The organism is Corynebacterium sp. ES2730-CONJ, assembly GCF_024834055.1.
Lineage (GTDB): Bacteria > Actinomycetota > Actinomycetes > Mycobacteriales > Mycobacteriaceae > Corynebacterium.
Genome location: NZ_JANUXZ010000006.1, coordinates 56,556 through 74,462 on the forward strand (window position 1 = coordinate 56,556; position 17,907 = coordinate 74,462).

General features: G+C 53.7%; 18 protein-coding genes. 8 read left to right on the plus strand and 10 right to left on the minus strand.

What is annotated here, in order from left to right; translation table 11 throughout:
* Position 1: 1 nt before the first annotated feature.
* Entirely contained in the window at positions 2–751 is a 750-nt protein-coding gene (locus tag NXS13_RS08120; protein ID WP_259079885.1) for an ABC transporter permease, read from the plus strand.
* On the opposite strand, the gene NXS13_RS08125 is transcribed toward NXS13_RS08120, so the two are convergent.
* The 8 genes from NXS13_RS08125 to NXS13_RS08160 form a co-directional block, all read right to left on the minus strand.
* On the minus strand, positions 748–1,605 hold the full coding sequence (locus tag NXS13_RS08125) for a prenyltransferase (RefSeq protein WP_259079883.1): 858 nt from the start codon (positions 1,603–1,605) through the stop codon (positions 748–750). The two genes, NXS13_RS08120 and NXS13_RS08125, sit on opposite strands and share 4 nt — an antisense overlap.
* Positions 1,602–1,871 (minus strand): lycopene cyclase domain-containing protein, encoded by a 270-nt coding sequence (locus tag NXS13_RS08130; protein WP_259079876.1) that lies wholly within the window; start codon positions 1,869–1,871, stop codon positions 1,602–1,604. Before NXS13_RS08130 ends, NXS13_RS08125 begins: the two co-directional genes overlap by 4 nt.
* Positions 1,868–2,197, minus strand: coding sequence for a lycopene cyclase domain-containing protein (locus tag NXS13_RS08135; protein ID WP_259079874.1), 330 nt, complete (start codon positions 2,195–2,197; stop codon positions 1,868–1,870). Before NXS13_RS08135 ends, NXS13_RS08130 begins: the two co-directional genes overlap by 4 nt.
* Positions 2,194–3,750 (minus strand): phytoene desaturase family protein, encoded by a 1,557-nt coding sequence (gene crtI, locus NXS13_RS08140; protein ID WP_259289605.1) that lies wholly within the window; start codon positions 3,748–3,750, stop codon positions 2,194–2,196. The genes NXS13_RS08135 and crtI overlap by 4 nt, the downstream gene beginning before the upstream one ends.
* On the minus strand, positions 3,747–4,646 hold the full coding sequence (locus NXS13_RS08145) for a phytoene/squalene synthase family protein (protein ID WP_259079865.1): 900 nt from the start codon (positions 4,644–4,646) through the stop codon (positions 3,747–3,749). Before NXS13_RS08145 ends, crtI begins: the two co-directional genes overlap by 4 nt.
* On the minus strand, positions 4,646–5,428 hold the full coding sequence (locus NXS13_RS08150; RefSeq protein ID WP_259289606.1) for a glycosyltransferase family 2 protein: 783 nt from the start codon (positions 5,426–5,428) through the stop codon (positions 4,646–4,648). Before NXS13_RS08150 ends, NXS13_RS08145 begins: the two co-directional genes overlap by 1 nt.
* A 258-nt stretch (positions 5,429–5,686) precedes the next feature.
* Positions 5,687–5,893: a hypothetical protein gene (locus tag NXS13_RS08155; protein ID WP_259079861.1), complete on the minus strand. Its 207-nt coding sequence runs from the start codon at positions 5,891–5,893 to the stop codon at positions 5,687–5,689.
* A gap of 4 nt (positions 5,894–5,897) precedes the next feature.
* Complete coding sequence (locus tag NXS13_RS08160) at positions 5,898–7,958, minus strand: M3 family metallopeptidase (RefSeq protein WP_259289607.1); 2,061 nt, start codon at positions 7,956–7,958, stop codon at positions 5,898–5,900.
* 33 nt (positions 7,959–7,991) lie between these two features.
* Between NXS13_RS08160 and NXS13_RS08165 the strand changes: the two genes are divergently transcribed.
* Both NXS13_RS08165 and NXS13_RS08170 read left to right on the plus strand, forming a co-directional pair.
* Positions 7,992–9,203 (plus strand): alpha/beta fold hydrolase, encoded by a 1,212-nt coding sequence (locus NXS13_RS08165; protein ID WP_259289608.1) that lies wholly within the window; start codon positions 7,992–7,994, stop codon positions 9,201–9,203.
* Positions 9,200–9,997, plus strand: a complete 798-nt coding sequence (locus NXS13_RS08170) for a phosphotransferase (protein WP_259289609.1) — start codon at positions 9,200–9,202, stop codon at positions 9,995–9,997. The genes NXS13_RS08165 and NXS13_RS08170 overlap by 4 nt, the downstream gene beginning before the upstream one ends.
* On the opposite strand, the gene idi is transcribed toward NXS13_RS08170, so the two are convergent.
* Together idi and NXS13_RS08180 are read right to left on the minus strand one after the other, a co-directional pair.
* The gene (idi, locus tag NXS13_RS08175) at positions 9,994–10,533 is read right to left on the minus strand and encodes an isopentenyl-diphosphate Delta-isomerase (protein ID WP_259158679.1); all 540 of its coding nucleotides are present in this window, start codon (positions 10,531–10,533) and stop codon (positions 9,994–9,996) included. The genes NXS13_RS08170 and idi overlap by 4 nt on opposite strands.
* 26 nt (positions 10,534–10,559) lie before the next feature.
* Positions 10,560–11,057: a hypothetical protein gene (locus NXS13_RS08180; protein ID WP_259289610.1), complete on the minus strand. Its 498-nt coding sequence runs from the start codon at positions 11,055–11,057 to the stop codon at positions 10,560–10,562.
* A gap of 340 nt (positions 11,058–11,397) precedes the next feature.
* Here NXS13_RS08180 and brnQ point away from each other — a divergent pair, with 340 nt between their 5' ends.
* The 5 genes from brnQ (at position 11,398) to NXS13_RS08205 (ending at position 17,866) form a co-directional block, all read left to right on the plus strand.
* Positions 11,398–12,762 carry a branched-chain amino acid transport system II carrier protein gene (brnQ, locus tag NXS13_RS08185; RefSeq protein ID WP_259289611.1) on the plus strand — a complete coding sequence of 455 codons (1,365 nt, stop codon included), beginning with the start codon at positions 11,398–11,400 and terminating at the stop codon, positions 12,760–12,762.
* A gap of 354 nt (positions 12,763–13,116) precedes the next feature.
* Positions 13,117–14,655, plus strand: a complete 1,539-nt coding sequence (locus NXS13_RS08190; protein ID WP_259289612.1) for an ABC transporter substrate-binding protein — start codon at positions 13,117–13,119, stop codon at positions 14,653–14,655.
* Complete coding sequence (locus NXS13_RS08195) at positions 14,646–15,587, plus strand: ABC transporter permease (RefSeq protein ID WP_259079846.1); 942 nt, start codon at positions 14,646–14,648, stop codon at positions 15,585–15,587. Before NXS13_RS08190 ends, NXS13_RS08195 begins: the two co-directional genes overlap by 10 nt.
* Positions 15,588–16,415, plus strand: coding sequence for an ABC transporter permease (locus NXS13_RS08200; RefSeq protein WP_259079844.1), 828 nt, complete (start codon positions 15,588–15,590; stop codon positions 16,413–16,415).
* Positions 16,415–17,866 carry an ABC transporter ATP-binding protein gene (locus NXS13_RS08205; RefSeq protein ID WP_259158674.1) on the plus strand — a complete coding sequence of 484 codons (1,452 nt, stop codon included), beginning with the start codon at positions 16,415–16,417 and terminating at the stop codon, positions 17,864–17,866. Before NXS13_RS08200 ends, NXS13_RS08205 begins: the two co-directional genes overlap by 1 nt.
* Positions 17,867–17,907 lie beyond the last annotated feature (41 nt).

Consider the following 17,907-nt stretch of genomic DNA (forward strand, 5'->3'; position numbering starts at 1 on the left):
TGTGCTCGATTATTATCTGTTATCCATTAAGCGTCCTTTTAAAGACACCACTAATGTCATCCTCACCTCGGGTCTGCCCGTGGCCTTGTATATTATTTTCGGTGCCGCCCAGGACTATCAGGGGGTAACGCTTAAAGGTGGGAATGTAGAAGCCTATATTCTCATCGGTCTCGCCCTTTATGGAGGGGTAGTGGCGGCAGTCAATACCGCTGGCAGCGCGGTGGTTGACCAAAACAGTGGGTGGGGTCGCATGATGGCTACCACGCCCTTGCGGTTACGGCATTATATCGCTGCCCAAATCTGTACGATTTTCGCTTTTACGATGCTACCCGTGGCGGCCGTTCTTGCGACTGGCTATATGCTGGGCGCACGAATGGATGAGTGGATACTCACTTTTTTCGTCACCGTCGCGGTCGCTGTCCCCTTCGGCTTTTATGGGCTCTTATGGGCCAGCTTCCTCCCCTCCTCCACCTCGATTACTATCGCCACAACCTCGATCGTGCTGCTGGCTTTTCTAGGCAATCTCTTTATGCCCATGCCGGAGGCAATTGTGCGGTGGGGGGAGTGGACCCCGATGTTTGGCAGCGGGGTATTAGCCCGGTATTTCGTGGCAGAAGGCTCTCAATTCACCCAAGATGCTGGGCTGATGACCACCTCTTTGGCCCTTGCCTTCGCCAATTTCGGGATCTGGACCACGATCTTAGTCACTGGTTGTATTTACGCAGCAACGCGGGATAAAAACCGGGCTTAGTAATAGAGCGAAATCACGGCGAAGGTAACGATCATCCCGGTGAAATAATTCATCACGAGAAATACCCGCCACGCCTTATTGACCTCCTCACAGGTCTCGTCGGTGATAAAGAAAAACCGTGCCGTATTGGCCACATATCCCAGACCGCACACCCCAATGAGCCAACCCGGGAAGGGCAGGGCGAAGAGCATCACTGCAGCCACGAGGTAGAATAGACCCGCTAATCTTGTGGTCAATCTAGGCCCTAGTGCGGTTGCGATCGAGTGCAGATTCCCCTCTCGATCCGCCTTCACATCTTGGACTGCCCCTAAAGCATGGCTAGCCATCCCCCAGAAGAAGAAGGAGAGGATAGGTAGCCAATACGTGGGCGGAAAATCCGGGTGCTCAATGGTCAACCCCACCAGTGCGGGAGTAGTAAAGTGCGCCGAGGACGTAATCGAATCTAGCACCGGACGCTCTTTGAAGCGCATCGGAGGTGCAGAATATGCCACCACGGCACCCACAGAGAGAGCCAACCACGCTCCACTGGTGAATGTACCCACAAGGAAGAACCAGATGAGGAAGGGTACCGTACTCACCACGGAGGCGATAAGCAGTGGCTTGTGCATAGACCGCGCCAAGATGGCGCCCTCTACCCCACCCTTGCGTGGGTTGCGTATATCGGATTCGTAATCAAAGACATCATTGATGCCGTACATCGCAATATTGTAGGGAATGAGGAAAAAGAAAACCCCACCGAAAAAGAGCAGGTCAACCTGACCGCCAGCTAAGAGATAGGCTAATCCGAAAGGAAAGGCCGTATTAACCCAGCTAATAGGCCGAGAGGCTTTAAGGATATTTACACAAGTAGTCATGGCTTCCACCAGGCGGCAATAAAGAGGGCGGCTACGATGGGATAGAAGAAATCTTCAACGGGAACAAGTCCGAGGTGTAGTCCAAGGCGCTGATCCTGGCCGTAAGCGACGAGCTTCGCCCAAATCATAAGGTTGTCAAAAATAGCGGTGAGAATGAGCAACAACGCAGTCACGATGCCCAGTTCTTTGATATTGCGGTGCTCAGATCGCCACCACATTACCCCAGCCCCGAGCACAAAGGGCACACTAATCAGGGTATAGATCACTGCCGAACCTCCTGTGCGCGGCTCAATCGCCTCACAGCTGTGGTGAGGTTGATGGTCAGATAGGACAGAAATATCAGAAAGATTGGCTCCTCGAGAGGAAGTTCAGGAGCGAGAAGAATCCCCGTCATATACGGCGATCCCCCGCGAAAGAATGTTCCAGTAATAATTCCTAGCCCGTCCCAGATTAAAAAGATCAGCACGAGCAGGGCAATGATGATCCCGGCGTGACGGGCGTTGAGAAAGAATGCTAATCGATAGCGGTAGTCGCAGGCCACCATAGCGCTTAGTGAACCGAGCAGGATCAGCAGATAGACCAGACCCGTCATGAACCCACCGTATCTAAAGGACCAGGAGAAGTGTCGCCGTTGATGCGCTTAAGTACGTTCTCTGCAGAGATTAGGCACATGGGAACCCCAACACCTGGCAGCGTGGTAGCACCAGCATAGTAGAGGTCTGCGACTTTCGAGGACTTATTTTTGCCCCTAAAGAAAGCGGACTGGCTCAAAGTATGCGCCGGACCGATCGATCCGCCCCGCCAGGCATGGAAGTGCTCGGCAAAATCGCTCGGTCCTAGGCTCTTGCGCACCACAATGCGCTCGGCGAGATCTGGGACCTTGGTCCATGCAGCGATTTGCTCGATGGCGGCGTCGGCAATTGCACTAATCGCGGGGTCTGCCTGCTCGCGGTAAGCATCCCCATAGCCGAAGGTGGTGCGCGCCGGGGCCGGGATGAGAACGAAGAGGTTTTCGTGGTCCTCGGGGGCGACCTCGGGGTCTGTCTTCGACGGCATAGATATATAGATCGAGCGGGATGCTTCGAGGGGACGCTGATCACTGGGGCCAGAGAAAACAGCATCGAAATCGTGGGACCAGTCCCTGCTGAACAGCAGATTATGGTGATCTAATTCGGGCAGCCGGCCGCGCACGCCAAGAAGGAGCAACACGGTGCCAATGCCTGGATTTTTCTTACCAAAGTAGGCATCGCTATAGGTGCGCAGCTCGGTGGGAAGTAGCCGGGTTTCGGTGTGGTGTAAATCGGCGGAAGACACCACGATATCGGCGGGGAGTTCTTCGAGGTCACCGTCTTCGTTGCGAACCCGCAAGCCGGTGGCTTTTTTATTCTCGGTGGTAATAGCAACGACGGAGGTATTAAAGCGGAATATTGCACCGTGGTGCTCGGCGAGGCGGTGGATGGCTTTCGCCACTGCCATGAAGCCACCTTGCGGGTATTTTACTCCCAAGTCCAGATCGGTATAGCTCATGAGGTGATAGAGCGCGGGTGTCGTCTCTGGGCGGGCGGATAAAAAGACTGCTGGGTATTTAAGGACCTGGCGCAGCCTCGTATCGCTGAAGCGTTCATCGACGAAATCCGCTAATGACTTATACAGCAATGTCGCCAGGCGCCCGAGGCGTTGGCGAACCGTGTGGTGGATAAAGGGGTTGATGGAGGAAAATGTTGTATATAAGAAGCGCTCGATGGATAGATCGTAGGCATCTTTGGCGCTATCAAGGTAGAGTTCGAGGGCTTCACCGGCCCCTTCTTCGATACTCTCAAATAATTCGATGGCGGCGGCGCGGTTGGAGGGAATATCAAGGGGCGGGCGCCCTTCTGGGAACAGGCGGTAGCCGGGCTCGAGATCCACAAGATCGAGTTCCTGCTCGGTGCTGGTACCCATGAGCTCGAAGAAATGATCAAAGGCATCGGGCATGAGATACCAGGACGGGCCAGTATCCCACCGGAACCCCTGGTCGGTGATTTCACCGGAGCGACCTCCGATGCCGCTGTTTTTTTCTATCACTTCCACCTGCATACCCGCTTTGGCCAGTAGTGCGGCGGTGGCGAGGCCCGCAAAACCGGAGCCGATGATGAGAACTTTCATATCCTATCCTTTGATGTAGTGGTAAATGCGCGCTGGATTGCGCGCACAAAGATTTTAGTTTTCGTGATCGAGCTCACACTGACTCGCCGGGAATAGATATCCGAGGTTGGTGTCTGATCGAGCAACCTGGTTAACTCCGCAAAGAAATCAGTAGCTGCGATCACCCCCATGCGAGAGGAATAGGGCAAATGGGGAATAACAGTCCGGGCGAGACGGAGGTCATGGCGGATATCGTCGATGAGCTCTTTTTTAGTTGCATCGTTCAGTTCGCGTTCTGCAAGCTGGGGGAAGTATCGGCGACCGAGAGCGTGGGAGTCTTCCGATAGATCGCGGAGGAAGTTGATCTTTTGGAATGCTGCTCCCAAGGCTCTTGCCCCCTCCTCCATGAGCTCTCTTTCTTGGGTTGTGATAGGGATATCGACGATAAAGGCTTGCAAACATAATAGTCCGATGACTTCAGCTGAGCCGTAGACATAAGCGGCGAAATCTAAAGCATCGTATGTTGTTTGATGTAAATCGCGGCGCATCGAGGCGAAAAAGGCCCGGATATATTCTTCCTTAAAGCCGCAGCGTCTAGCGCTTTGACCGTAGGCATGCAGCACCGGATCAGTATGGAAACGCTGCCTGGGAGCTAGTAAAACCCGCTGTTCATAGGCGTCTAATTCCGCACTTACGTCGGCTGTGCTGAGCTGAGCCTCGCCGGCGGTCCCATCGACGATTTCGTCGGCAATGCGCACCATGGCATAAAGGTGGGCGATATCGCGTCGTACGCGGGGTGCCAGAAGTTTCGTTGCCAAAGAAAAACTGGTGGAATACGAACTGATAATCTCCCGACTAGCGGCAGAGGAGGCGTTATCGTAGCGCTCTAAGTAGCTAAGGCTTGGGCGAAGTCGCATTATTTTTCCCTCCCACTGACTAGTTTTTGCATGGTGGAACCCAGCACACCGCGGTGGCTCAAACGCAGTGGTGGAGGTTGGGTACGGAAATTCTTAAACATGGTGTAGAAACCTCGTGTGAAGCGAATAAAGAGCTGCCGCGCTCCGAAAAGCGCTCTGGGATCCATCTCAACGAGGAGATCATCCTGGTACCAGACGGTCTCATGGGGGCGCACCGCGAAGGAGAGATTCAAATCTTCGTGGACGAAAGTATCAGTGAAATCGACCTGATCCCGCACCTCTTCCCACCAGCTGCGCCGAATGGCAAAATTGGTTCCGTAGAACGGGTAGTGCCCTAATGCGGAAGCTGTGGTGGAGAGATAACTACCCACATAGAGCTTGCTTGCGATACGAGACCAGGGGGATGGTAATTGGAATCGTGCATTGCCTGTGATCCCTACCACGCGCAGACCAGGATTTTTATCGGCGCGATCAAAGGTGGTGTGCAGCTTTGCAATATAGTCACGGGGCAGAACTGCATCGGCGTCTGTGCGCACCATAATATCGCCCGTGCTCGCCTCGAAACCGGCCCACACCGCTCGAGTTATTCCGCGGTGTGGTTCGCTGACTACTCGCGCCCCAAGTTTTTCTGCCACCTCGGCGGAATGATCTTCCGACCCATTATCAATCACAATGACTTCATCTGCAGGAATAGTCTGGTCGCTCAGGCTTTCCAGCAGCCGCGCTAACAGGGGGGCATCATTGAGGCAGGGGATGATCATGGATATGCGTCGAGAATGCATCAAGTGGGGTTTCTCCAGACTGCCTCTGCTTGACTCGGGCTCGAGTGGCATGGCGACGGTGGTGGCTGCGTCCTTCTATCTTAATCGACACCCCTCAGTTGCGGGGGCTTCCTTTTTAAGAATATTGGCTTATTATCCACGCGATAACAACGACCGCTAGCAACAGATACAGTGCCTGGGTGACTCGCGAACGTGGATAGCTACGCCTCCGTTTAGGGAGGTTTTGATCTTTTTTCCGGAGTTCTTCGGGGTTAGCCATTAGTTCCTTTCATCCCCAGTATTCACGGTTTTCACACGGGCATTCTTCACCCACGCCACTATGCGCAGCCACAGTGACCCTGAAATATCCACCACCCGCAGCCACACCACAGCGATCATAGCGCCGAGGGGGACCACCACAACAAACACCACAACAACCTGCAACCAGAAATTGGTGGTGGTGAGGAATTGGGTGAAGGCATCCATAATTTTATAAGCTACCCGCTAGTCCACGACGGCGCAGCAACGGAGTGATATCTTTTTCTCGGCCGCGCAGCTTGATAAAAGCTTCGTGGTAATCATCGGCTCCACCCCGGGAGAGAACGAGATCACGGAATTTTTGACCTGCCTGCCGAGCCGCTGCATCGCCAGCGTATGCTCCCGCTGCGTGACATTCGGTAAACCAATCAAATCCATCGGCGTCGAGAACCTCTGCCCATAAATACGAGTAGTAGCCCGCTGAGTAACCGCCAGCAAAAATATGCGCAAAATAAAGACTCCCATAGCGCGGGGCTAGATGGGCCACCTCAAGCCCCGCCTTCGCAAGAGCTTGGCGCTCGAACTCGGCTATATCTTCAGGGCGCAGTTTGTGTGCTTCGTCCGGAGAGAGGCTGTGCCATGCGAGGTCGATGATTGCGGAGGCGAGGTACTCAGAGGTTGCACAACCTTGACCGAATTGCTGGGCCTTTGTCATGGCCTCTCGCATCTGGGTGGGAAGTGGCTCTCCTGTGTCAATATGGAAGGCGTAGTGGGAGAGGATAGCGTCATCAAAGGCCCAATTCTCGTTGATCTGGGAGGGGAATTCCACATAATCTCGAGGCACCCGGGTACCCGAAAAGGTGGGATATTTCACCTGGGAAAACAGTCCATGCAGACCGTGGCCGAATTCGTGGAAGAGTGTGGTGACTTCATCGAGACTCAGCAGCGGATCGGAGCCATCGACGGGCTTATTAATATTGAGCACGTTGACCACGACCGGTTTATCCCCCAGTAGCTCGGACTGATCCACAAATGAGCTCATCCAGGCTCCTCCACGCTTGGATGGGCGGGCGAAATAGTCCGTGAGCACTAGCCCGATCCCTTCCCCATTTTCTTCCAGGATCTCATAAATCTTCACATCCGGGTGGTAGGCCACCAAATCGGGGCGTGGCTGTACAGTGATGCCATAGAGCCTAGAAGCTGCATAGAAGAGGCCATCGTTAACAACCCGACTGAGCGGGAAGTATTTCTTCAGTTCGGTTTCATCGAGGTGGTAGTCGCGGTGGCGTATATAAGTTTCCCAGTAAGGCCAGTCTGCTGCCCCGATAGTCGCACCGTGGTCTGATTCGCTGTCCAGATCAGCGGCCTCATGGAGTAATTTGAATTCATTGCGAGCATTTGTGGCGGCAGCGGGTGCCAAATCTGATAGCAGTTGCGAGGCTGCATGACTATCAGGGGCGGTTTCCTCTGCGATCACGTACTCGGCGTGATTGTCATAGCCCAATAAAGCAGCTCTCTCAGCGCGCAGCTGCACCGTTTTGATAACGGTCTCAGCATTGCTCGCACCCCGGTTCTTGGATGCTTCATAGAGAGTGGCCCGAACCGTGGGGCTTTCTAGATGACTTAAAGCCGATTGTGCGGTTGGAAGCTCGAGTGGCAAGACATAGCCTTCGCGCTCTAGATCCTGAGCATAATGGCGGGCTGACTGAATAGTAGCCTCATCGAGCCCACGAAGCTCTTCCCGGTCAAAAGTAGGCGCATCCTGAGTAGTGGATTTCCGAAGCTCGGAATTAAAGCGCTCGGATAGCGAAGAGAGCTGCGCGTTGATCTCCTTTAACCGCTGCTGCTTATCCGCGCTGAGATTGATCCCCCTCCTTGTAAATTGCCGCATCAGGTGGTCAAAAAGTCTTTGAGATTCAGGGGCAACGGGAACTTGCACATCCTTAAGCCGCTGATAGAGCTGAGCATTGAGGAAAATAGCATCAGTATGGGCTGCTAACTGCGGGGCGACGGTGGCCGCAATATCTTCTAACTCGGTAGTCGAATCGGTGCCAAGAAGATTGAAGAAGACCGCGGCTACGCGCTCGAGATTGCGACCGGATTTTTCCCAAGCTTCTACAGTATTGTCCCATGTTGCTGGATCTTCGTTGGTGGCAATCGCGGTGATCTCAGCGTCGTGCTCGGCTATGGCCGCTGCGAATGCTGGCTGGAAATGCTCAGTTTTGATGTCCGCGAAGGGCGGAAGTTGGTAGGGCAACGTGGAGGGGACTAAAAGGGGGTTATATTCGCTCATGACTACCTATGCTAGCTGCTAAAATCTAAGGCTATGCAACCAGATGTGCAACCGACGGTCGAAGCGATCGACAATCCCTTGGCACCGTCTACTGCGGTGCGGTATTTCCTGGCCAGTTATGCCAGCTACCGCCCCTTTGAGCCTTCCTATCGCACCGCCTTTGCCGGCGAGGCCCTGAGCACCCTCACCCTAGCGCAGCCGCATCGCGGTGCCGATCAGATATATCTACTCCCCCTTCTCATCACGGCACCACAGTCGGCTGAGCCACTGCACGATTGCCCGGTGATGGTTTTTATTCACGGTGGTAGTTATGAATCGGGGCATTTCCGCGAACCAGTATTTGAGGCTGCGGCCTTGGCTGAGCAAGGCTTTATTGTAGTGAGCGTGGAATACCGTTTGGCTATCGAAGGCTTCGTTCGCTTGTCAGGGGAAAAGGATTATCGCGGAATCGAAGATTGCCGTGAAGCAATTGGGTGGGTGGCTGATAATATTGAGCGCTTCGGCGGTGATCCCACCAATATAACGGTGGTGGGGCATTCTGCGGGGGCAGGCATAGCTCTCTGGTTGGGGCGCAAGGATCATTACGACGGCACTTTTCGACGCATCCTGGCTGTTAGTCCCGCTTTTCCGCGCCGTCCTTTCAGAAAAAATCTCTTGCGGGCATGTTTGCGCGTACCGTTGACTCAGGACGACCTGAGGCGTCTTGGACCTAGCCGGCTGGACAAGGGCGCGCAGCGATTTAGTGGACTGGTAGCAAGCGATCTCGCTTTCGGCCCTTATCCTTTCGAGCCTGCGGAGATGGCGGATCTGCCCATTATTATTAGCTGCACCGATGGTGAGATGTTTGACCTCAAAGAGAAGCCCTTTATTCCGGGTTCTATCCTGCGTAGGATTTTCGGGATGCCACAAAGCTATGAGCCTGATGGTCCCCTGCTCGGTTCACTTGTCGGAGATACTATGATCCGGCAATGGGCCCTCGGTATCGGTCAGGTGAGACCAAAAGATACGTGGCTTATTGATTACCAGGGAGACCCTCCGATCATTCATGGGGCGGATCTACGCTGGGTATTCGGAAGCGCCCCCAATCCCCCGATCTTTAATATTGTCAAGGACTACCTTCGCGGTGTGCTTCCCTCCTGGCCTGATTATTCCGCCAATAGACAGGTTCTTATTGCACCGATCGGGCGCGAGCCCTATCCCGAGAGTGACCCTTATGGGCAGTTGCGGGTGACTCTCGGCCTATGATTAGTATTGCGGGGCCGGCATTTCAACGCCTCAGCGGTACCCAAACCAATGCCAGTTATATTCTCGGCGATCAGGTGTGGAAGGTGCTGGCGCATCCGGAACCTGGAATTCATCCTGATGTTGAAATCACAGCTGCGCTTCACCGACACGTTGCAGAATTTATTGGTGAGATTCGCGACGGTGATGCCACCGCGGTCATCATCACCTCTGTCCTGCCCGATGCCCAAGATTGCTGGGCGGCACGAGAGCAACTAGATCCTCATGATGCCTCTGCAATGGGCGCGATCCTTAAAGAAGTGCACGAAGATCTAGCCCATGCCTTTGCTACGGGCCAGCGGCGGGATCTGCGGGAGACATTTCTTGAACGCCTACACCTTTTTGCCTCGCGTACCAAGATTATTGAGGAATTTCTCCCCGCGGCGGAGCGGATATACTCGATCTTTGATCGCCCTATCCCTGTGCAACGCATTCATGGGGATCTTCACCTTGGCCAAATTCTTCGATCACACGGGGCGTTTTACCTCATAGATTTCGAAGGTGAGCCTACTGTTCCGCTATCCCAGCGCCGACTCCCGGATTCTCCTATGCGAGATCTCGCGGGCATGATCCGGAGCTTCGATTATGCTGGTCTCGATTATGGGGAGGATTTCCTCACTGGCTACGGTGACTATGACGCACAGCTTCTTGAGGCCTATATGGTGGATAAGGTGCTCTACGAGATCGACTACGAAGCACATCACCGTCCCGATTGGGTGCAGATTCCCCTGAATGCGGCGCGGACGCTACTTTCCTAAAAACCGGCGAGGAGTCGCTCGCGCAACGGCTGGTGACCGAGTTGCTCAACCATCCACGGGCTAAAAGCAAAAGGGGTTGAGTCAACGGCACGGATGAGATCGGTGGCATTCACCCACCGGTAGGAATCCACCTCGGTTGGATCGGGAGCTATGTCGGCACTAATGCGGGCGATAAAAACGGGGCAGATTTCGTATTCCACGATCCCGCTGGAATCAACGGCACGATAGCGGAAATCCGGCAGCACAACCTCAACCTCATCGAGGCTCTCTATTCCCAGCTCGTGGGGAACCCAGCGGTGCACGGCGTCGAGGGCGGTTTCGTGTGGGCCTAAATGCCCGCACGCGGAATTGGTCCACACTCCAGGCCACGTGGCCTTTGAGAGGGCTCGCCTGGTCATGAGAAATTGGCCGTGGGGATTGAAAACATAGCAGGAAAAAGCCAAGTGCAATGGTGTGGTGCTGCTATGCACGGTTGCTTTAGGGGCAGTGGAATATGGGGTTCCCTCATCGTCGACAAGCACAACGGTATCTGTCATATCACTGCCTCTTCTTGGTTGGGTACTTATACGCTATTGAGGTTGCCCTCAAAGACGAGGTTACCTACTTTCAACCGCGCTTGGGAGAGCTGATAATAATCGATGGCAAAGGCATACTGCAGATTCGTCGAAGCCCCAGCACCTAAAGGAAGGTCTAGGTCGATGGTGCCTTCAGGAACGAGTTCAGCACCATCTAAGCTCACCTGTAGTTCTTGAGGAGGAAGCGCTATATCGCCAGTATTGGTGACAAGCAGGTAAATAACTGAACCTGTTGCTTGCTGGTTATATCCAGTTGCTTGCAGTTCCACCTTGATATTAAGCCCTGGGTCCTCGGCGGGTTTTGTTAAGTCTGTGACAATCTTCTCGGGAATATCGACGGCACTAAATTGGGGTGCGGCTGACGTTTCCTGGGCTTGGGCCACCTGCGTCTTAATGGGCTCTTGCTGTTCCGACGCCGCGCAGGCACCAAGGCTTAATGCCAGTGCCGCAGCGATAAGCATATTCGCAGACTTTAGTATCTTCATCGTCCTCGACCCATATTGTTGGTGAACTATATTCAGGAAAATAGTAGCAATAAATGAGCCGATTAGTCACGGCTCGATCTCAGATGAGAAAAGTGCCCGCGTTGCTGTATAGTTTGTACAACTTGTTCTACACCCTTTATTGGTTGTCTGCAGCCACCATCACCGCAGGATGAACCAGCTACCTTAAGTATCCAGTTTTGGTAGGGGCACGGTCTTGATGAGCGCCTACGAGGCCGCTCTGTGCGATACCAAGAAATAAGCGATGAGTTGAGCATCTATCACCGCTGCTTTACTCGATCACAGTCTTTAACGATTAATTTAAGGAAAGCTCCCGCTACCTATGTCTTCTCAACCCACCGTGATTAAGAAATCCGGCAGTGCCTCGATACTGAGCCCACGGATCTTAGCCCCCATCGCGCTTATGCTCTTTTCGATGTTCTTCGGCGCTGGAAACCTCATTTTCCCGCCCGTTCTGGGGGCTGGCGCAGGCGCTAATTTCACACCCGCGATTATTGGTTTTCTTCTCGGTTCTGTGGCCTTGCCCATTATTACCGTCATCACCATGGGGTTATCGGGGCATGATATTCGCTCGTTGCCAGCGCGTGCCGGCAAGATCTTCGCCGTTACCTTCTCTGTTGCCGTGTACTTAGCAATTGGCGCTTTATTCGGTATTCCGCGTACCGCTGCCGTGGCTTATTCCGTGGCTATTAGCCCCATCACGGGATGGACTTCAACGAGTGCTTCCTTGTTTTTTAGCGTGCTCTTCTTTGTTATTTGTTATGCATTAGCCTTTAGGCCTGGCAATTTGGTGAATCGCTTGGGTGCCATTTTGACTCCCGCTCTCTTGCTCCTCCTCACCGTGTTGATTGTGATGAGCTTTTTTAAACTCAAGAACCCTTCCCCTAGCCCACTGCCGGATTACGAAACCTCCCCGCTGGCTACCGGTTTATTTGCTGGCTATATGACTATGGATTCCGTGGCCGCCCTCGCATTCGGCATCTTGGTTATTTCCGCTGTCAAGCGCTCGACGGCGGGCACCTCAATTCCCGTTCATAAATCCACCACGGTAGCCGCCTTAGTTGCGGGGCTGCTCTTGGCAATTATTTATTTCGGACTGGCCTATATCGGCCTCCACTTAGAAGACAGCCAAAGCTATCCCGAAGGTGCTGCCCTATTATCTGCTGCCGCGCTGCGAGTCCTTAACTTCCAAGGCCAGGTTGTTTTCGGAGGCATTGTGGTTTTGGCGTGTATGACCACTGCTACTGGGTTGTTGGCTGCAACCAGTGAATTCTTTCAGTCTCTGGTTCCAGCGGTGCGTTATCACTACTGGTTGACGGGATTTGCCGTTATTTCCTGCGTGATTGCCACCACAGGATTGGAAACGGTATTAGCTCTTGCTGTCCCGATTATCATTTTCCTGTACCCCATTGCTATTACGGTGGTGGCCCTGACCTTCTTCGGTCATTTCCTGCCTTTACCGCTCTTTTATAGTTTCCGCTTTGCCGTGTGGACGGTGGCGGCATGGAGTTTTACCACAACCGTCATGCCTGATTTATTAAGCTCCGCTCCACTTCAGGAAGTCAATTTTGGGTGGTTGATTCCCGCTCTGGTGGCTCTAACCATTGGATTATTTCTAGATCTTTTCAATCCTGAGCGATCTCGTGCCGCCATTAAGAAGGCATACGAGAATATCCAAACCCAGTAATATTAAATAATCACTAATACTTATTCAGTGAAAGTATGAGTGCTCACAATTTTCGAAAAAGAATTGTGAAAACTAAATAAGAACCGGACATAACTTCTACCGCGTAGGCCAGTCCGGTTTCTTCCTGTCTACCCTCATGGCAATCATCTCAATACCGATGCAGAACTGCCAGTTCCGAGGCTGAAACCACGCCTGTCATTGGGGGCGTCACACCCCCGGCGAGGAGGGTCGATTCTTGATGTGGATCCCCTCCCTCAAATACCGTCTCTTTAATCTTGACTTTAGTGTCCATACGGGGGGATTTAAGTGTGTGTGAAAATTTTTTTTACACGCGCAAACCACTACTCTTGAACCATGTCCAATAACACTCGCATCGCGCTTGCTAGCATCGCGGGAGCCGGAATTTTTCTATCTGGTTGCTCTGCGGGCAGTACCGCCAGCCAAAGCGTGCACGAACAGCTCTCAGACTCCAACGCCGTAACCGTTGGAGTCTCCGCCGCCCCTGCGAGTCTTGACTTCACGACCACCGGCGGCGCGGCGATTCCTCAAGCCCTCATGGGCAATATCTATGAAGGTCTCGTTCGCATTAATCAGGAGGGGGACATTGAGCCCCTCTTAGCCCAATCCTGGGATAAGTCCCCCGATGGTACCGAATATATCTTTTATCTCCGCGAGGGTGTCACCTTCTCTAATGGTGATAGTTTTAATGCCGAAACCGCCCGCTTTTCAATCGAACGGGTCCTTGGTGATGCTTGGTCGAATGGATTGAAAAAGCAAATGGATGTCGTGGACTCAGTAGAGGTCATCGACCCGCTCACGCTCAAAGTCACTCTCGAACGTCCCTCGAATACCTGGCTATGGGCCATGGGTACCCTCGTCGGCGCCATGATGAGCCCGAATGGGGTAGACAACCTCGCGGAATCACCCGTCGGTACCGGCCCCTACACCCTCGACCGGTGGTCCGTGGGAACGTCCTTAAGCTTGGATGCGCGTGAAGATTATTGGGGGGATCCCCCAAAGAATTCCCGAGCAGTCTTTCGCTATTTCACCGATGCAATCGCTCTTACCAACGCGGTGCGCAGTAATAATATCGATGCCGCCATCGGCATCCAATCCCCAGAGCTGCTCGATAGTTTAAGGGCTGATAAGAATCTATCCGTTGAGGTTGGTACCACCAACGGCGAAGCTCTACTCAGCATGAATAATGCCCGGGCACCTTTTAACGATATCCGGGTACGCCAAGCGGTGATGTATGGGATCGACCGCCAAGCCGTTATCGATACCACCTGGGAGGGCTACGGCACCGATACTGGTGGCACTCCTGTCGCTCCCACCGATCCGTGGTACACCGGCACCTCCAGCTATCACTATGACCTGGAAAAAGCCCAGGCGCTCATGAAAGAGGCCAACGCTCAAGGCACTCCGATTACGATCTCGGTCCCCTCTTTGCCCTACGCCCAAGCTGCGAGCGAATTACTCTACTCTCAACTGACCGATATTGGCTTTAAGGTCACCATCGAATCCACCGAGTTTCCAGCGGTGTGGTTAGCGAAAGTTTATAAGGCTAAAGATTATGATATGTCGCTCATTGCGCATGTTGAACCGCGCGATATCCCCAATATCTTCGGCAATCCCGACTATTACTTAGGCTATAACGACAAGAAGGTTCAAAATCTCCTCGAGGCCGCAGACCAAGCGCCCGCGACTGAGTACCCATCGATGATGAAAGACGTCGCCGCCGAAATCATGGCGCAGGCCCCAGCAGATACTCTTTATAATTTGCCGCTCGTGGTGGTGACTCGCCAAGGAGTGTGCGGTATCCCAATTAATTCGGTGGCAGATGGACTCCTGCTTGCCGATATTTCCACCCAAGGAGACCAAGCATGCGAATAGTTAACGCTCTGATCCGCTATGCGCTCACACTATTTATCGCCAGTGTGGTTATCTTCATCGCCTTGCGTATTATCCCTGGTAATCCGGCTGAGATCGCCCTGGGTGTCACCGCCACGGCGGAATCGGTAGCTGATCTAGAGGCGAAGATGGGTATTGATCAACCCATGTGGATCCAATATGCCCAATGGATTGGGGGGCTTTTACGAGGAGATCTGGGGATCTCGCTCACCTCGGGCACCGATATTTCTACCCAGATATTTGATCGCCTTCAGGTCAGCATGATCTTAGTTATCTGCGCGATGGTTGTGTCCCTGTGTATCGCGATCCCACTAGGTATGTGGGCTAGCTACCGCGCCCACAATCTCGACGGAGTGATCATTACCGCTCTAAGCCAAGTGGGTATTGCGGTCCCCTCTTTTCTCGCTGCGATCCTCTTAGTGGCCACCTTCGCCATCCGGCTTGATTGGGTCCCAGCCAATGGCTGGGAGGTGCCTAATCAGGATTTTGGGGGATTCCTTTCGCATCTCATCCTTCCCGTTATTTCCCTGGGCCTTGTTCAAGGCGCCATTATGACCCGCTATATTCGAGGCGCCATTTTGGAGGTTATGAACGAGAATTTCATGCGCACCGCGAGAGCTAAGGGCTTAAGCCCCGCGCAGGCATTGCGAGCTCACGGCCTACGCAATGCAGCCTTGCCCGTGATAACGGTCTTGGGTTTGCAACTTACCTCGCTTCTTATCGGCGCGGTGGTCATCGAGAAGGTTTTCGTGATCCCAGGTTTGGGTTCCTTACTCCTCACCGCTGTGACTAACCGCGATCTTCCTACGGTTCAAACAATTGTGATGATCTTGGTGATCTTCGCGGTTGTGGTTAATGCCCTTGTTGATGTCACCTATGCCCTGGTTGACCCCCGCACCCGAAGGAGTGTCTAAATGTTGCGGAAACTTCCCCCCACCGCCATGATCGGTGGAGCCATTATCGGTTGCGTGGTCATTCTTGCTCTCATCTCACTGGTGTGGACTCCCTACGATCCCTTACAAGCTCATCCCAATGCACGGCTACAATCAAGCTCTTTTGCCCACATCATGGGCACCGATCGCTTCGGGCGGGATGTCTTTTCCCAGATCATGGTAGGCGCACGTATCACTTTGCTGGTGGGTGTCGTTGCGGTAGCAGTGGCCTTATTATGTGGTGTGCCCTTGGGGATCTGGGCTGCGATGCGCCGAGGCCTGGCGGAAACCATCATCATGCGCGCCTCAGATCTCCTACTGGCCTTCCCCGGCCTGCTGCTCACAATCATTGCCACCGCAATCTTTGGCGCCACCACAATCACTGCTATGGTCGCCATTGGTATCGCCTCAATCCCTGCCTTCGCTCGCGTATCCCGGGCGGCGGCGCTATCGGTAATGGGGCGCGAATATGTGGCAGCAGCGCGAACTGCACAGAAGTCCAACATATATATTGCCTACCGCCATGTGCTGCCCAATATCTTGGGTGTGATTATCGTTCAAGCCTCTGTCTCCTTTGCGCTAGCCATCTTGGCGGAGGCAGGACTGAGCTTCCTCGGTTTAGGCACTCCTCCCCCTGATCCTAGTTGGGGAAGAATGTTGCAGACTGCACAGTCCTCGCTGGCAACCGCTCCTAGTCTTGCCCTGTGGCCGGGGCTATCCATCGCGTTGACGGTGCTCGGGTTCAACCTCTTAGGCGACGGCCTCCGCGATGTTATAGATCCCCGTTTTAATAGAAAGGCGGCTCTGTAATGCTAAAAGTCGAAGAATTGAGAACCCATGGCGTCATCGACGCCATCAGCTTCGAAATTGGCAGGGGCGAACGCGTTGGTTTGATCGGAGAATCAGGCTCCGGTAAAACACTCACTGCTTTAAGCATTATGCGTCTGATCGATTCAACTGGCGCCATCAGCCTGGATGGAACCCGGCTCGATCAGCTCTCGGAGCAGGCTTTGTGCGGGTTACGGGGGAAGAAAGTCGCCATGATTTTCCAGGAACCCATGACGGCGCTTAATCCTCTGATGACTATTCGGGCGCAAGTCTCCGAAGCGGTGCGGATCCACAAAAAGGTTTCGCGCACCAACGCCGACCGCAAGGCAGCGGCGCTCTTAGCCAAAGTAGAACTAGATAGTGAATTACTAGGACGTTATCCGCACGAGCTCTCCGGCGGTCAGCGTCAGCGTGTTCTTATTGCCATGGCGCTTGCGCACGATCCAGAGCTACTGATCTGCGATGAGCCGACCACAGCATTGGACGTCACCAGCCAGCGGGCGATTATTGAGCTCATTATGAAGCTGGTGCGTGAACGTGGCACCTCACTGCTCTTTATCACCCACGACCTCGGGTTGGTGGCCTCGACCTGCGAGCGCATCCTCGTCATGCACAAGGGGACAATTGTGGAGACAGGCACCACCGATCAGGTGCTACGCCAGCCACAGCATCCCTATACTCAGATGCTGGTCTCAGCGTCTATCCTCCCGCAGGCTCGCAAACCTAAAGTATCCGATGAGATCGTGGCTGATATGCGCGGTGTGTCAAAGCGCTTTGGACGCCGTAGCCTTGCGGTCGACGATATTGATTTCACGGTTTACCGTGGGCAGCGTTTAGGTATTGTTGGTGGTTCTGGTTCTGGGAAGACAACCACACTCAAACTGTTGGCTGGATTAGAAAAGCCAACGTCCGGGGCTCTGTCCACCACGGGTTGCATACAGATGGTCTTTCAGGATCCCATGGGCTCCCTTAATCCGCGAATGAAGATACGCGATATCATTTCCGAGACTCTTCCTCGTCGAGATGATGCCCGAATACGAGAAGTTCTTCACGAGGTGGGTCTTGATCCCGAGATGATGGATCGCTATCCGCACGAATTCTCGGGCGGCCAGCGGCAACGTTTGTCATTAGCCCGCGCCCTGGCTCCTCGTCCTGATATCCTGCTTGCCGACGAACCCGTCTCCGCGCTCGATGTTAGCGTTCGCAAGAAAGTCCTCGAGCTGCTCGATTCTTTGGTTGATCAATTAGGACTCACCCTGATTTTTGTATCCCATGATATCCACGTGGTGCGAAGCGTGTGCACCGATGTCCTGGTGATGAATAAAGGCCATATTGTGGAGTCGGGTCCCGTGTCAGACGTACTGAGTACTCCCCAGAGCGCCTATACGCAGGCGCTCATTGACGCGGTCCCCGACCTCATCCGCCACGCTTAAATCACTAAAGGCCACGATTTTCCATCGTGGCCTTTATCTTA

Excerpts from the sequence above, each read along its gene's own strand:
- NXS13_RS08150 (WP_259289606.1), bottom strand. The coding sequence starts at position 5,428 with ATGCATTCTCGACGCATATCCATGATCATCCCCTGCCTCAATGATGCC.
- NXS13_RS08190 (WP_259289612.1), top strand. The coding sequence starts at position 13,117 with ATGTCCAATAACACTCGCATCGCGCTTGCTAGCATCGCGGGAGCCGGA.
- crtI (WP_259289605.1), bottom strand. The coding sequence starts at position 3,750 with ATGAAAGTTCTCATCATCGGCTCCGGTTTTGCGGGCCTCGCCACCGCC.
- NXS13_RS08205 (WP_259158674.1), top strand. The coding sequence starts at position 16,415 with ATGCTAAAAGTCGAAGAATTGAGAACCCATGGCGTCATCGACGCCATC.
- NXS13_RS08165 (WP_259289608.1), top strand. The coding sequence starts at position 7,992 with ATGCAACCAGATGTGCAACCGACGGTCGAAGCGATCGACAATCCCTTG.
- NXS13_RS08160 (WP_259289607.1), bottom strand. The coding sequence starts at position 7,958 with ATGAGCGAATATAACCCCCTTTTAGTCCCCTCCACGTTGCCCTACCAA.
- brnQ (WP_259289611.1), top strand. The coding sequence starts at position 11,398 with ATGTCTTCTCAACCCACCGTGATTAAGAAATCCGGCAGTGCCTCGATA.
- NXS13_RS08135 (WP_259079874.1), bottom strand. The coding sequence starts at position 2,197 with ATGACGGGTCTGGTCTATCTGCTGATCCTGCTCGGTTCACTAAGCGCT.
- idi (WP_259158679.1), bottom strand. The coding sequence starts at position 10,533 with ATGACAGATACCGTTGTGCTTGTCGACGATGAGGGAACCCCATATTCC.
- NXS13_RS08155 (WP_259079861.1), bottom strand. The coding sequence starts at position 5,893 with ATGGATGCCTTCACCCAATTCCTCACCACCACCAATTTCTGGTTGCAG.
- NXS13_RS08180 (WP_259289610.1), bottom strand. The coding sequence starts at position 11,057 with ATGAAGATACTAAAGTCTGCGAATATGCTTATCGCTGCGGCACTGGCA.
- NXS13_RS08195 (WP_259079846.1), top strand. The coding sequence starts at position 14,646 with ATGCGAATAGTTAACGCTCTGATCCGCTATGCGCTCACACTATTTATC.
- NXS13_RS08200 (WP_259079844.1), top strand. The coding sequence starts at position 15,588 with ATGTTGCGGAAACTTCCCCCCACCGCCATGATCGGTGGAGCCATTATC.
- NXS13_RS08145 (WP_259079865.1), bottom strand. The coding sequence starts at position 4,646 with ATGCGACTTCGCCCAAGCCTTAGCTACTTAGAGCGCTACGATAACGCC.
- NXS13_RS08125 (WP_259079883.1), bottom strand. The coding sequence starts at position 1,605 with ATGACTACTTGTGTAAATATCCTTAAAGCCTCTCGGCCTATTAGCTGG.
- NXS13_RS08170 (WP_259289609.1), top strand. The coding sequence starts at position 9,200 with ATGATTAGTATTGCGGGGCCGGCATTTCAACGCCTCAGCGGTACCCAA.